This window comes from Acidobacterium capsulatum ATCC 51196 (assembly GCF_000022565.1).
Taxonomy (GTDB): domain Bacteria; phylum Acidobacteriota; class Terriglobia; order Terriglobales; family Acidobacteriaceae; genus Acidobacterium; species Acidobacterium capsulatum.
Genome location: NC_012483.1, coordinates 4078334 through 4090445, shown reverse-complemented (window position 1 = coordinate 4090445; position 12112 = coordinate 4078334). Strand labels below are relative to the sequence as shown.

10 protein-coding genes and 1 pseudogene are annotated in these 12112 nt (G+C 59.7%); 5 read left to right on the top strand and 6 right to left on the bottom strand.

Features of this window, described 5'->3' with window-relative positions; translation table 11 throughout:
• Together pdxR and ACP_RS16825 are read right to left on the bottom strand one after the other, a co-directional pair.
• Nucleotides 1–1428 (bottom strand): MocR-like pyridoxine biosynthesis transcription factor PdxR, encoded by a 1428-nt coding sequence (pdxR, locus tag ACP_RS16830; RefSeq protein ID WP_052294857.1) that lies wholly within the window; start codon nucleotides 1426–1428, stop codon nucleotides 1–3.
• Nucleotides 1429–1608: 180 nt separating this feature from the next.
• Nucleotides 1609–3612, bottom strand: a complete 2004-nt coding sequence (locus ACP_RS16825; protein WP_041839714.1) for a prolyl oligopeptidase family serine peptidase — start codon at nucleotides 3610–3612, stop codon at nucleotides 1609–1611.
• Between the two features lie 679 nt (nucleotides 3613–4291).
• Between ACP_RS16825 and ACP_RS16820 the strand changes: the two genes are divergently transcribed.
• Nucleotides 4292–4627 carry a PadR family transcriptional regulator gene (locus tag ACP_RS16820; RefSeq protein ID WP_041839713.1) on the top strand — a complete coding sequence of 112 codons (336 nt, stop codon included), beginning with the start codon at nucleotides 4292–4294 and terminating at the stop codon, nucleotides 4625–4627.
• A 3-nt stretch (nucleotides 4628–4630) separates the two neighbouring features.
• Nucleotides 4631–7312 (top strand): ABC transporter permease, encoded by a 2682-nt coding sequence (locus ACP_RS16815; protein ID WP_015898541.1) that lies wholly within the window; start codon nucleotides 4631–4633, stop codon nucleotides 7310–7312.
• Nucleotides 7313–7518: 206 nt separating this feature from the next.
• On the opposite strand, the pseudogene ACP_RS18905 reads toward ACP_RS16815, so the two are convergent.
• From ACP_RS18905 to ACP_RS18505, 4 genes and pseudogenes are all read right to left on the bottom strand, one after another.
• A pseudogene (locus tag ACP_RS18905) lies at nucleotides 7519–7677 on the bottom strand (RNA polymerase sigma factor); the annotation flags it as partial.
• A gap of 342 nt (nucleotides 7678–8019) precedes the next feature.
• A complete protein-coding gene (locus ACP_RS16805; RefSeq protein ID WP_015898540.1) occupies nucleotides 8020–8403 on the bottom strand; it encodes a DUF6249 domain-containing protein in 384 nt (127 codons plus the stop codon).
• Nucleotides 8404–8469: 66 nt separating this feature from the next.
• Nucleotides 8470–9606: a serine hydrolase domain-containing protein gene (locus ACP_RS16800; RefSeq protein WP_015898539.1), complete on the bottom strand. Its 1137-nt coding sequence runs from the start codon at nucleotides 9604–9606 to the stop codon at nucleotides 8470–8472.
• A 93-nt stretch (nucleotides 9607–9699) separates the two neighbouring features.
• Nucleotides 9700–9978: a hypothetical protein gene (locus tag ACP_RS18505; protein ID WP_015898537.1), complete on the bottom strand. Its 279-nt coding sequence runs from the start codon at nucleotides 9976–9978 to the stop codon at nucleotides 9700–9702.
• Nucleotides 9979–10421: 443 nt separating this feature from the next.
• Here ACP_RS18505 and ACP_RS16790 point away from each other — a divergent pair, with 443 nt between their 5' ends.
• The 3 genes from ACP_RS16790 (at nucleotide 10422) to ACP_RS16780 (ending at nucleotide 11842) form a co-directional block, all read left to right on the top strand.
• Nucleotides 10422–10874: a MarR family winged helix-turn-helix transcriptional regulator gene (locus ACP_RS16790; RefSeq protein WP_052294917.1), complete on the top strand. Its 453-nt coding sequence runs from the start codon at nucleotides 10422–10424 to the stop codon at nucleotides 10872–10874.
• 166 nt (nucleotides 10875–11040) lie between these two features.
• On the top strand, nucleotides 11041–11370 hold the full coding sequence (locus ACP_RS16785) for a hypothetical protein (RefSeq protein WP_015898536.1): 330 nt from the start codon (nucleotides 11041–11043) through the stop codon (nucleotides 11368–11370).
• Nucleotides 11371–11443: 73 nt separating this feature from the next.
• On the top strand, nucleotides 11444–11842 hold the full coding sequence (locus ACP_RS16780) for a helix-turn-helix domain-containing protein (protein WP_202944480.1): 399 nt from the start codon (nucleotides 11444–11446) through the stop codon (nucleotides 11840–11842).
• Nucleotides 11843–12112 lie beyond the last annotated feature (270 nt).

Genomic DNA, 12112 nt, shown 5'->3' with positions numbered 1-12112 from the left:
TCAAAGTACGAAATGCTCCCGCACCCTTGCAAAGCCTCTGCGAATCGTCGCCGGATCGAACGCCGTGAAGCCAAAGACCAGCCCCGGGGCGCGCGCCTTCAGCGAATAAGAGGTCAGCGCCGGAATATCCAGACCATCCTCTCGCAAACGCTTTGACAGACGCCGGTCGTCGCTGCCTTCCGGAAGCCACCCCAGCAGATTCATGCCCCCATCGGTGTACCGGAATTCCAGCGGCAGATCCGATTGACTGAACAGTTCCAGGAAGCACTCCTGACGCTCGGCATACGCCTTGCGGCAGCGGCGGATATGCGAATGAAAGGCGCCGCTCTCCAGAAACATTGCCAGAGTTGCTTGGTCGACCAGCGGGCCATGATCGTCCATCAGGTGCTTGGCCGCGCGGAAACGGTCAAACAGCTCGGCCGGAACCACCACATAACCCAGGCGCAGCGCCGGGAACAGGGCTTTGCTGAAGGTGCCCACGTAGATCACACGGTTATCCTCATCCAGGCTCTGCAGGCTCGGCAGCGGCGCAGCCTTGTAGCGAAACTCCGCGTCGTAGTCGTCCTCAATTACCCAGGTCTTATGCCGCCGCGCGTAGTCCAGGATGGCGAGCCGCCGCGGCAACGAGAGCGAAACGCCGGTGGGAAACTGCCGCGAAGGAGTCGTGTAGATCAGCGCGAGGTCACGCAGTTCGCTGGTCGGCAGCTGCAGGCCGTTCTCGTCGAGCGCGCCCGGCACAATGCGGGCGTCCACACTCTGCCACGCCAGCCGTGCTCCCAGGTATCCCGGATCTTCCATGTACACGCGGCTGCCGAAGGCCGGCACCAGCAGTCTGGCCAGCAGGCACAGCGCCTGCTGCGAGCCCGAGGTGATGACAATCTGCCGCCAGTCACACTGCACGCCGCGGCTCGCCTGCAGGTATTGGGCAATGTTCTGCCGCAGCGCCGGCAGTCCGCTGACGCAGCTCTCCTGGTAGTGCAGCAGGCTCTTGCCGTGCTCGCGCAGCGCGCGGCCGCGCAGGCGGTTCCACATCGGCAACGGAAAAAGCGAAACATCCGGCTGGCAGGGGCGAAACGGCAACGGGGCGCGCAAGCTACCGGAAGGCGCGGCGACCTCCCGTTCGAGCACTTTACGGTGGCGCGCGGCCTGCGAGTCGCGCACGCGCCGCTGCTGCGGCACCACTTCGCTGACAAAGACGCCAGAACGAAAGCGCGCCTCCACATACCCTTCGCTCACGAGACGGTCGTAGGCGTAGACCACCGTGTTGCGGCTGATGCGTAGCTGCGTGGCCAGCTCACGGCTTGAGGGCAGCATCTCTTGCGGGTGCAAAGCGCCCCGGCGGATGAGCGCCTTGACTTGCTGCACGACCTGATCCTGCAGTGTGATATTGCTGTCCCGATCGAGCCAGATTCCGCTAAGTGTTTTCATTGCTGCCTTGAGGATCAGCTTACTGCTTTCTGGCGTATTGTTATCACTTGCAGGGTGGCTTGCCAGAGACAAACGAATCGGCGGAAGGTGCGGACGGATGGCGCTCCGGCATGTTGCGGGGCGATCCTCCAGGCCGCGCAAAGCGGCGAGTAACCTACGGGCCGCGCTGCATTACAAGAGCTACCGGGTTTTGACGGGTACGTGGAGTTGCCAGTCAAGGAACTCAAGCTCGTTGACGATCTGGGGGATCTCCACCGACGGGGCAGCGACACCGGAGTGGCCTGATGCGGAGTCGTAGAGCAGCAGGACCGGTTTGCCGGATGCGGTGGCAGCCTGCAGCTTCGCGGTCATCTTGAGCGAGTTGGCGGGATCGACGCGGGTATCTCCATCGCCGGTGATGAGCAGAACCGCCGGATAACGAGTCCCTTTTACGACATGTTGATAGGGCGAGTAGGCATAGATCGTCCGGAACTGTGCAGCATTGTGAATGGAACCGTATTCGCTGGTCCACCACTTGCCGATGCCGAAGCTTTCAAATCCCAGCATATCGATGAGAGGGTAGCGGCCGATGGCTGCGCCAAACAGCTCAGGGTGCTGCGTGATAGAGGCCATGACGAGCAGGCCCCCATTGCTCATGCCCTGGATGGCCAGACGCGCGGGGCGCGTGTAGTGATTCCGGATAAGCCAACGCGCGGCGTTGACGAAGTCATCGAAGGAGTTCTGCTTGTGCGCCAGGTCTCCGCAACTGTGCCAGGCCTGGCCAAATTCGTTGCCCCCGCGAATATTTGCCAGCGCAAATACGCCGCCCTGCTCGATCCAGAGAGCCTCTTCCGGAGTGAACTCGGGCAATTGCGCCCAGTTGAATCCACCATACGCATGGAGCAGAACGGGGAGATCGCCGTCTGGCCGGAGGCCAGCGCGGCTGGCAATCCACATGGGAACGCGAACGCCGCCGGAGGACCTGTACCAGACCTGCCGGACCTGAAGATGATGCAGGCCAGGCGGGGACGGAGGGACGTCGATGGGGCGCACTCCGGAGGGGGTCCAGCGATAGAAGCCCGTGGGTATGCGAAAAGATGTGAAAGAGAAAGAGAGTTCCGGGTCAGCAGGACTCGCGTTTACACCCGCAACGGAGCCTCGGCCAGGAAGAGGAATCTTGCCAGCGGGCTTGCCCGTAAGTGTGTAGCTGCGCAGCTCGGAATGCGCGTTATGAATTACGTTGAGCACCAGATTGTGCGAGGTGAGCGAGAGACTTTGGATGGTAGTATCGGTCAGTTGCGGAATGAGCAGCTTCCAGTGAGAGAAGCTCACCCGAGGCATCGTCGCGGTGAAAACCTCGCCCCGGCCCGCGTGCCAGTCGGTCTCGATATAGAGAGTGCGGTTGGTGAGGACTCCGTTAAAGATGGCATTCCTGCCAGTGACGATGGGAACAAACCCCTGGGAGGAATGGAGGTGCCTGAGATAAAGATCAGTGGATCCGGATGCGCCGTGCAGCACGGTGACGAGAAGCCACTGATTGTCTGGCGAGAGCGAAGCAGACAGGATATCGGATGGTCCGAGCGCGGAGATACCCTTTCCTGGACCGAACATGAGCGCATCGGCCGTGAGTGGCTGGCCAAAGACATGGCGATACATCCGCGGGCCCTTGGCTGTGAACTTGAGGTAGTAGACGGCGGAGCCGGAGGATGTGATGGGCATCGACCAGTAGAGATAGCGCGCCTCTGGGAGGGTATCGGCGGTGAGCTCGTGGCCGGTGCGGGTATCGAGGAAGCGGATGCTGAGCTGGTCGCGTCCGCCGCGGCGTAGTCCGTAGGCGAGGATTTTTCCGTTGACGGAGACGTTGAGCAGCTCGACGCTGCGTTCCGCCGTGGAGCGGACGAGGAGGCACTCCGGGCCAGCGTCTCCGTGACGCATGTAGATGGCGGAGAGCGGGCTGTCGGCGGGCTTGCGGTCGATGAAAACGATCCCGTTGCGGATGAGAACCTGGTGCGGCTGCTCCTGGTCAATGAGCTTCTGAGTCTGTTGACGAAGCGCGGCCACGCCGTGGCGATCTGAAAGCATCTGCGCGGTGTAATGCTGCTGGGCGGCAATCCATCTTTGAGCGGCAGGCGAGTGCCGGTCTTCGAGCCAGCCATACGGGTCGGTGATCGAAACGCCATGCAGCACCTGCGTTGTGGATTTCACGGGCGTTGGCGGCGGAGAAGGAACGCCGGGGGGATGCCCGACGACGGCACCGTGGGCCAGGAATGCGAGGAACAATGTGATTAGGATTCGAGGATGACTGCCGTGCATGCGATTCCCTCCTCCGTGCCCCACACCTTTCCACTGAGGACACGGCGGCTGGGGTTGATGGGTTCTCAGAGGCCCAAGCCTACGGTCGCGTCTGGCCCCCGTAAAGAGCCAGACGCAAAGTTGGCGGTGGGTCCAGTTTAAGTATGGCCGGGGGCTTGCTCTTCACTTGCCTGGCTTGCGGTGATTTGCCATGAAAAGATCGAACTGCGATCCACTATCGAGGTTTCCATGCAGTCAGCCGACTGTCCCAGTTTGTCTCATCTCATCTGGTACAGAATTTGCCGGGCACTCCAGCTCTTCTACATCGCGCAAGCTGAGTTTCCACTGAAGTCGAATGGCACGTAGCCTCTCACCAATTCATCGATGCAAACTCCCATTCGCCAATTTGAACGAACGGGCGCCAGGAATTTTCCTGGAAGAACACATCGGGCTGAAATCGCCAAAGAAGAGACGACTGCGCCGGTGTGAGAACACGCGTCGAATCGAGGCCGAAGCCGGAGCTTGAATCGCCGTCTACCTTTGATTGACACATCTTGACAATCATAATGAACAGGCGCTAAGGTCAGTTTCTATGAGCGACCAGAACACCGATGTCATCCAAGGCACTCTCGACATGCTGATCCTGAAAACCCTGAGCTTGCAGCCCCTGCATGGCTTCGGAATCGCGCGCCGGGTGGAGCAGGTGACGCAAGGGGTTTTCAAGGTGAATCCCGGCTCGTTGCTCACTGCACTCCAGAGGCTGGAGCGTTCGGGCTGGCTGGAATCAGAGTGGCGCCAAACTGAAAATTCGCGCCGTGCGAAGTTCTACAGACTCACCCGCGCCGGCAAGAAGCAGTTGGAGATTGAGACTGCTGATTGGACGCGCCGCTCGTCGGCAATCGCACGTTTGCTGCGGGAAGGAGCGTAACGCATGTCGATCTGGCGCCATGCTGCTCGGGGACTCGGCGGACTCCTTCGCCGGAGAATGCGGAATCAGGAAATCACCGAGGAGATTGGGCAGTATTTTGAGGAGGCAGCCGCCGATTGGAGGGCGCGCGGTCTCAGCGAAGAAGAAGCGCGGCGGGCGGCGCGCCTCGAATGCGGAAATCCAGTCGTTGCCGCAGAGCAAGTGCAGTCCTATGGATGGGAGAATGGCGTCAGAACCTTCCTCTCCGATCTTCGCTTTGCCGCCCGCCAGTTGTGCAGAAATCCGGGATTCGCGGTCATTAGTGCGATTACGCTTGCACTTGGTATCGGCGCCAGTACCGCCATCTTCAGCGCCGTGAATCCGATTCTCTTCAAGCCGCTTCCCTATCCTCATCCCGGTCGCATTCTAACCATCTGGAATGAGTATGAGGGCGCGCGTTCGGACATCGCCTTTGGCATTTTCCGCGAGTTACAACAGCGCAGCCATTCCTTCGAGACGATGGCAATCTTTGAGCCATGGCAGCCTGCGCTCACGGGCGGCACTGAGCCGGAACGGCTCGACGGACAAAGCGTGAGTGCCGGCTTCTTTCACGTTCTGGGAGTGGCTCCCGCGCTCGGGCGCGATTTCCGCGCCTCAGAAGAAGGCCCGAACGGCTCCAAAGTCGTTATCCTGAGCAATCGGCTCTGGCAGAATCTCTTCCACGGCGATTCCGCGATCCTCGGCCGCCAGATCAAGCTCGATGGCGATAACTACACCGTGATCGGCGTGATGCCACGTGGATTCGAGGATGTTCTCTCACCCTCGGCCGAGCTCTGGACGCCTACTCAATACGATCAGCAGCAGATCACTCGCGATTTCAACTCCTGGGAATGGGGCAATCATCTGCGCATGGTGGGCCGCCTCAAGCCGGGCGTTGCTCGTGCCCGGGCCATTAGCGAGTTGGATCAGATTGCGCATACGCCGTTGCCGCAATTTCCTCGTCCTCGCTGGGCTTCGCTCGATCATGGTTTGATTATCGATTCCTTACAGAAGGACGTCGCGCACACAGTGAGGCCGGCGCTTCTGGCAGTGCTGGGCGCAGTGATCCTTCTGCTGGTCATCGCGTGCGTCAACGTCGTCAATCTGCTCTTAGCACGCAGCGGCCAGCGCTTCGGGGAGTTTGCCTTGCGGGGTGCATTGGGCGCATCGAAGCGCCGCATCCTTCGCCAACTCGTGACCGAGAGCATGCTCCTGTCAGTCCTCGGAGGTGTGCTCGGAATCGCAGCCGCATTTGGGGGCGTGCGCATCATAGTCGCGCTGAGCCCGGCCGACTTGCCCCGCCTCGATGCTATCCATCTCGACCTCCCAGCTTATCTCTTCGCTTTTGCCATCACGACGATGATCGGCCTCGTCGCGGGAGTTGTTCCGACGCTGCATATTTCGCGGAACGATATGCACACTGGACTCCGGCAATCCTCGAGCCGCATCGCCGGCTCGCACCTCTGGACACGGCGTCTGCTGGTCGTAACGGAGGTTGCTCTGGCGCTTGTATTGCTCGTCAGTGCCGGATTGCTCCTGCGCAGCATGGAGCAGTTGTTGCGCGTCAATCCGGGCTTCCAATCCTCGCATCTGCTCACCATGCAGGTTGCGACTTCAGGTCATGAATTCGACAATTTGCCCTCGGCGCCGGAAGCTGGAGATCGCGCTCGCCGCCGCTTTTTTGAGCAGGCGCTCGATGCGGTGCGGCGTGTGCCCGGCGTGCAAAAGGCGGCCTTCACAAGTTTTCTGCCCCTCAGTGACGACCCGACCGCGATAGGAACCTACGGAGCTCAATTTGAGGATCAGGGATCTCAAAGCGGCTACAACGTATTTCGCTATGCAGTCAGCCCCGGCTATTGTCTGGCGATGGGCATTCCTCTGCTTCAGGGCCGCCTGCTCGACGAGCACGATACTGCGAATGCTCCTCAGGCAGTATTGATCAGCGCATCCCTCGCCCGGCGGCATTTCGGTAGTCGCAACCCGCTCGGCAGCCGCCTTCATGTAGGGCCGCGAAACCGGCCCTGGTACAGCGTTGTGGGCGTCGTGGGCGACGTAAAACAGACGTCTCTTGCGATTGACCAGGAAGATGCTGTCTACATTCCGGAGGAACAGACCTGGTACGCGGACGATACGTTATCGTTCGTAATTCGCGCCCGCGGAAATCCGGCGGCACTTATCCCTGCCGTCAAGGCTGCCATCTGGTCGGTGAACAAGAATCAACCCATCGTGCGCATCATGACCATGGATCGCATGATGACGACCGCCGAAGCCGAGCGGCGCTTTATTCTGATTATTTTCGAGGCCTTCGGCGTCGCGGCGTTGATACTGGCAGCCGTCGGGCTCTATGGCGTGCTTTCCGGCAGTGTTACCGAGCGTACCCGCGAGATTGGGATCAGGGCGGCGCTCGGCGCCAGCCACAGAGATATCCTGGGCTTGATTGTTCGTGACGGAATGCAGCTCACGGCGTTCGGCGTGGCCATAGGGCTATGTGGAACCGCAGCCTCCGCACGAGTAATGAATTCGCTGCTCTTCGGGACCTCGCCTTTCGATCCCCTCGCGTGGGCTGGCACAACGGCACTGCTGATGATTGTCGCGGCCATCGCTTGCTGTGTGCCCGCATGGCGAGCCGCACGGGTCGATCCGTCGATCACGCTCCGCTCCGAGTGATTCGCTGGCTTCTTCTGATGAAGTGGAGAGCCCGGCAGCCGGTATCCGCCAGTGGCATATCGCCAAGAATAAATCGACAGATCCAACGATGGCTCTATCGCTGCATGAGCGTCTTGGCCCGATGGTGCCAGTCGAGCTATCAGCATTCTGGATCGGGAATGAACGCCTGGCCGCCAGTTTGTCAGATGCGCTCGAAGCTTCGCCTTGCCGCGCGCCGCATGCGTCTTCACCGTGCCAAGCGGCATGGCCAAAACGTAGGCTGCTTCCTCGTGGCTCAAGCCAAGCTGCACGCAATGTAAGATCACTCGCTGCTCACCCTCAGAGAGTTGCCCCACGGCGCGGTCGATATCGATTTTAAGCTCCATGGCAGGTGGAGACGCGGGACCTGGCTCGACGGCTTCCTCTGCCTGGCGCTCGCATGCGGAGCCCCACCTGCGCAGGGACTGAAGAAAGCAGGAGTATGCGATGCGGTAGAGCCAGGTAGAGAACCGGGCATCCCCGCGAAACTGATGCAACTTTCTCCATGCAACAAAAAGGTCTCCTGCGCAATATCGTCCGCGCCAGCGTGATCGCGCGGCAATAAACTGCGCAACTGAGCGCGCACCATTCCCTGGTGACGCCGTACGAGCTCTGCAAACGCGTTTTCATCGTTGTTGGCGAGAACTCGAGCGATCAGCGCTTGATCGATGCGCGCCTCCGCATCGAGGTCAGGCACGCGGACTCTCTCGAGTATTCAGCCACCAACTGGCCAAATAGCCCAGACCCGTCATCAGCGGAAGCAGGCCCAGAGGCCAGAATCCCTGGACGCTGGTGCCGCTGTCGAACCGGAAGGGCAACGCGGCAAACATCGCCATAAGGCCCAGGCCGGCGCTGATCAGCACAAGAGCCCTGCGCCGTTCGGAGTACTCGACGTGCGGTTCGACGAGTAGTTGCTGTGGAAGCTCGACCCCTTTGTCCGCCAGTTGCACAAGGAGTTTGTAGCGCTCCTGCGTGCGCCGGTAGCGATAGTACAGAACGCAGAGGACGATCAGAACCGGAGGAAAAAGTACGAAGAGCGGGACGAAGACAGATGCGGGTGATGCGGGATCCATGATTGCTCCAATCAGTCGTGTTGATGATATGTACCATTTCTATGGGCCGTAAGTTCCACGAGACGCTTACGGCTTCTTCGCTTCCATCGCGAGAAGATCGGCGATCTGCTCGGCCAGCATGATAGGCGTGCGAAATTCGCCTTCGTTGCTGGTGACGGCGACAGTTGCGCCCGCCTCCCAAACGATAGCGAGATCGGCAGAGGTGCCTTCGATGCCGCCGGCGTGGCCGCGAATGTGGCAGCCGTGCGAGACGCGGTCACCGAAGCCGGCGGCTTCTGCTCCGGGGCCGGCTGGCACCTCGTTGGAAAACATCTTGCCGAGCGTGACGGGCTTCACCAGCTTGCCGGAGCGAAGAGCCTCGGAGAAGCGGATGAGATCTGTCGTGGTGGAGTATCCGCCGCCGGCCGGGCCTCCCATGAAGATGTCGTCCAGCCAGGCGGCCTTCCAGGCGGTTGAGAAGAGTCCTTCGTGGTAATAGCCGGTTGCCAGCTCCGGCGTTACGTCGGCGATACTGCTGAAGCCGGTGGAGGTCATCCCGGCAGGCGCAAAGATGTGCTGCCCGACGTAGTGCACGTAGCTTTCGCCTGAAACATCTTCGACGATGCGGCCAAGCAGTATGAAGCCGGCGTTGCTGTAAGACCACTGCTGGCCGGGCTTGCCGACTTTGGGTTGGCGGGCGATGAGGCCGAGATAGTCCGCCGGTGTTAGGTATTTTTCGCGATGCTCAAAGTACTCGGGAACAAAGATATCGCCGAGCCCCGAGGTGTGATGCAGGAGCTGCCACACCGTAATTTGTGCGGCAGCCTGACGATCAGGATACTCAGGCATTAGCTGCGCAAGCGTGGAGTTCCAGGAGAGCTTGCCTGCTTCGACGAGTTGCGCGATGGCGACGGCGGTGAACATCTTGTCGATCGACCCGACGCGGAACTTTGTGGAGGAGCTGACGGGCACGCGAAAGTTGCGCTCGGCAAGGCCGCGGCACTCGTGGAAAAGCGTGACTCCACGGCTTGCTACAGTGAGGCAGCCGGAGAAATCATCGGCGCGGACCAGCGTGTCCAGCTTCTCATGGATCAGGCGCGCCATCTCCTTGTGCGTGACCGCATGATCGGGCCAGCCGGCATAAAGACCGGGCGGGTCTGATGGAATGACCTGCGCCTGAATCAATTTGCCGGGGTCTCTTCTATCGGCGGTCAGACCAAACATCGCGCACCGGCCGCTTTTACGCCCCCGAACCGGGATGACCAGAAGACCCGGTTGATTGCCGAAATCCACTTGAACATCGAGGATATCGAGCCCTCAGCTGTCTCGTGCGGCGAGCGCCATCTGATCGATGAAATCAGTGCGGTCGTCACTCGGAATGCCCGAAGACAGGATGCTCGGAAGCCATAGCGCCATCTGTGCAGAGCTATCTGTATTGAGATGATGAATGAGTTCCTTGCCAAGTCTGCCTACGGGCGTATCCGGCAGGGTAGTGGATGCAGACACCGTCGAACAGAAGACGATAGCAAACAGGGAGACGGCCACCAGCAAGGGCTGGCAAACGATGGAACGAACGAAACGGCGGGATAAGGGCACGACGCAACTTCCTCCTCAAAAGCACAAGGCTTTCAGTTCGGAGGAGAGATGCGAACCTCAAGAGAAATAGATTCAGTGCGTCTCATTTTTTTTTGCCGCGACCGCGAACGGAACAGATAAGGGCCCGTCCCCTGGTATCGTTCATTGACCTGGAGCAAATCGCGCGTTCGTTCGTCGAGCCCGTTCGTCGAGTCATGGATCAGCCACGAATCGACATTTCCTCTGCGTGAAGGCCAGAGTCATTCGGAGAGCGAATCCCCCCATCCGTCTCCCGCCTCCTATTTCAGCGTCGAAGCATGCTGCAAGCCGCTGTCTCGACGGCAATGGGAACCGTAGCGGCCTCCGCGATGCCCGGTCCTGCGGAAATGCGCGGACGGGCTTTCAGCATGGCACATATACAGTCTACCTTTACAGGTAGACTGTATATGTGCCATACTCGTTTCATGACCCGCTCTGGCCCGGCTGCTGACAACGAACCCGCATCCGCTATCGCCCTTGAGATCCGTACTGTATTCCGCAAGGTGAAGCTGCATCTTCGCGGGCAAGGAAAACACGGCGATCTGACGCCTTCGCAGATATCCGTTGTACTCCGTCTGGAAGAAGGCGGCCCGGCCACGGTTTCCAGCCTGGCACGGGCCGAAGGCATGCGTCCGCAGTCTATGAGCGCCGTGATCACGCCGCTCCAGCAGGCAGGTCTGGTGGGTGGTACACCCGACCCGACGGATGGCCGGCAGACTCTGATGTCTCTCACGCCTAAATGCCTCAAGTGGCTTAAACAGGGGCGCGCCGCGAGGCAGGATTGGCTCGCGCGGAAAATCTCGGAAAAGCTTTCTGCTCGCGAGCAGGAAACACTTCGTGCAGCTCTGAGGCTGCTGACAAAGCTGACCGAGGATTGATTCGCTTCCCTTTCTTTCTCATGACGAGCCTTCACGCCCAGGAGAAACCGCCATACCCCTTACTGCTCTTGATCCCACACAGCACCGGACATATCTTTCCTCGCCATGAGGAGACGGGAACGACACAGGAACTTATCTCTCTGCTTACGAAAAGGAGTCTTACAGCATGAACTGGCTTTGGCTCGTGTCTTACTTCTTTGGCGGCGCATTCGCGGCAAACGCCGTCCCTCACCTTGTTTCCGGCGTCATGGGGCGCGCCTTCCAGAGTCCATTTGCAAAGCCGCCGGGCGAAGGGCTCTCCTCATCCACTATCAATGTGCTGTGGGGGTTCTTGAACGCGGGAATTGCCTACCTGCTGATTGCCCATGTCGGCGACTTTCATTTCCGCTCGTGGCTTCATGTAGTTCCGCTCGGGCTCGGCGCCCTGCTCATCAGCATGTTCAGTGCGCGCCACTTCGGCCAGTTCCATGGAGGAAACTCCTCCCAGCGCATATGACAAAGTTGTGGTCCGGCATCCAATCCGAACTGAAGAGGATCACCGTGGTGCAGTCGCGCGCATTGAGACTCTCATGAGCGCTTCGCCCAATACTCCCGAAGGTGACGAACTGGACGTATTGGCAACTCTAGCTGATGCCTACGAGGCGAAGCATCATGTCATTGATGCGCCTTCTCCCGTTGCTGCCATTCGATTCCAAATGGAGCAATGTCAACTGAGCCGGAAAGATCTTGAGCCTATGATTGGAAGCCGAGCGCGGGTGTCGGAGATCTTGACTGGAAAGCGTGCATTGACTTTGGAGATGGTCCGTCGTGTGCGAGGAGGATTGGGCATCTCAGCAGATTTATTGATTGCCCCACTTCCGGTCCGCAAAACGTCAAAGGCAGGCTCCATTCTCCGACGAAATTCAAGCAAGACGAAGCCTTCGACTAGCGAGGCCAAGATGAAGAAGAGAGTGGCAGTGAATGTGTAGTCCAACTCTTCCACTGATAGGGTGACTTCGGTCGCCCCTGCTTTCGTTTACGACCACATTAGCGTTCCAGTTCGAGGCCATCTATTCCATAGCCGAATAGATGTTGCCTCAAAAGTTATTGGACTCGAAGCCCCTCGAGGACTTTAGGTTTTGCGCCATGCGGACTCGCTCAAGTCGGCGGAGGTGCAAACGAGAAGCCTTTCAATGTGTACGACCGTGACGGGCTGTTCTTGCTGGTCAATCCCCAATGGATCGAGACTCTGGCGCTGG

Coding starts and splice junctions, on each gene's coding strand:
- pdxR (WP_052294857.1), bottom strand. CDS start 1,428: ATGAAAACACTTAGCGGAATCTGGCTCGATCGGGACAGCAATATCACA.
- ACP_RS16820 (WP_041839713.1), top strand. CDS start 4,292: ATGAGCGACCAGAACACCGATGTCATCCAAGGCACTCTCGACATGCTG.
- ACP_RS16815 (WP_015898541.1), top strand. CDS start 4,631: ATGTCGATCTGGCGCCATGCTGCTCGGGGACTCGGCGGACTCCTTCGC.
- ACP_RS16805 (WP_015898540.1), bottom strand. CDS start 8,403: ATGGATCCCGCATCACCCGCATCTGTCTTCGTCCCGCTCTTCGTACTT.
- ACP_RS16800 (WP_015898539.1), bottom strand. CDS start 9,606: ATGTTTGGTCTGACCGCCGATAGAAGAGACCCCGGCAAATTGATTCAG.
- ACP_RS16790 (WP_052294917.1), top strand. CDS start 10,422: ATGACCCGCTCTGGCCCGGCTGCTGACAACGAACCCGCATCCGCTATC.
- ACP_RS16785 (WP_015898536.1), top strand. CDS start 11,041: ATGAACTGGCTTTGGCTCGTGTCTTACTTCTTTGGCGGCGCATTCGCG.
- ACP_RS16780 (WP_202944480.1), top strand. CDS start 11,444: ATGAGCGCTTCGCCCAATACTCCCGAAGGTGACGAACTGGACGTATTG.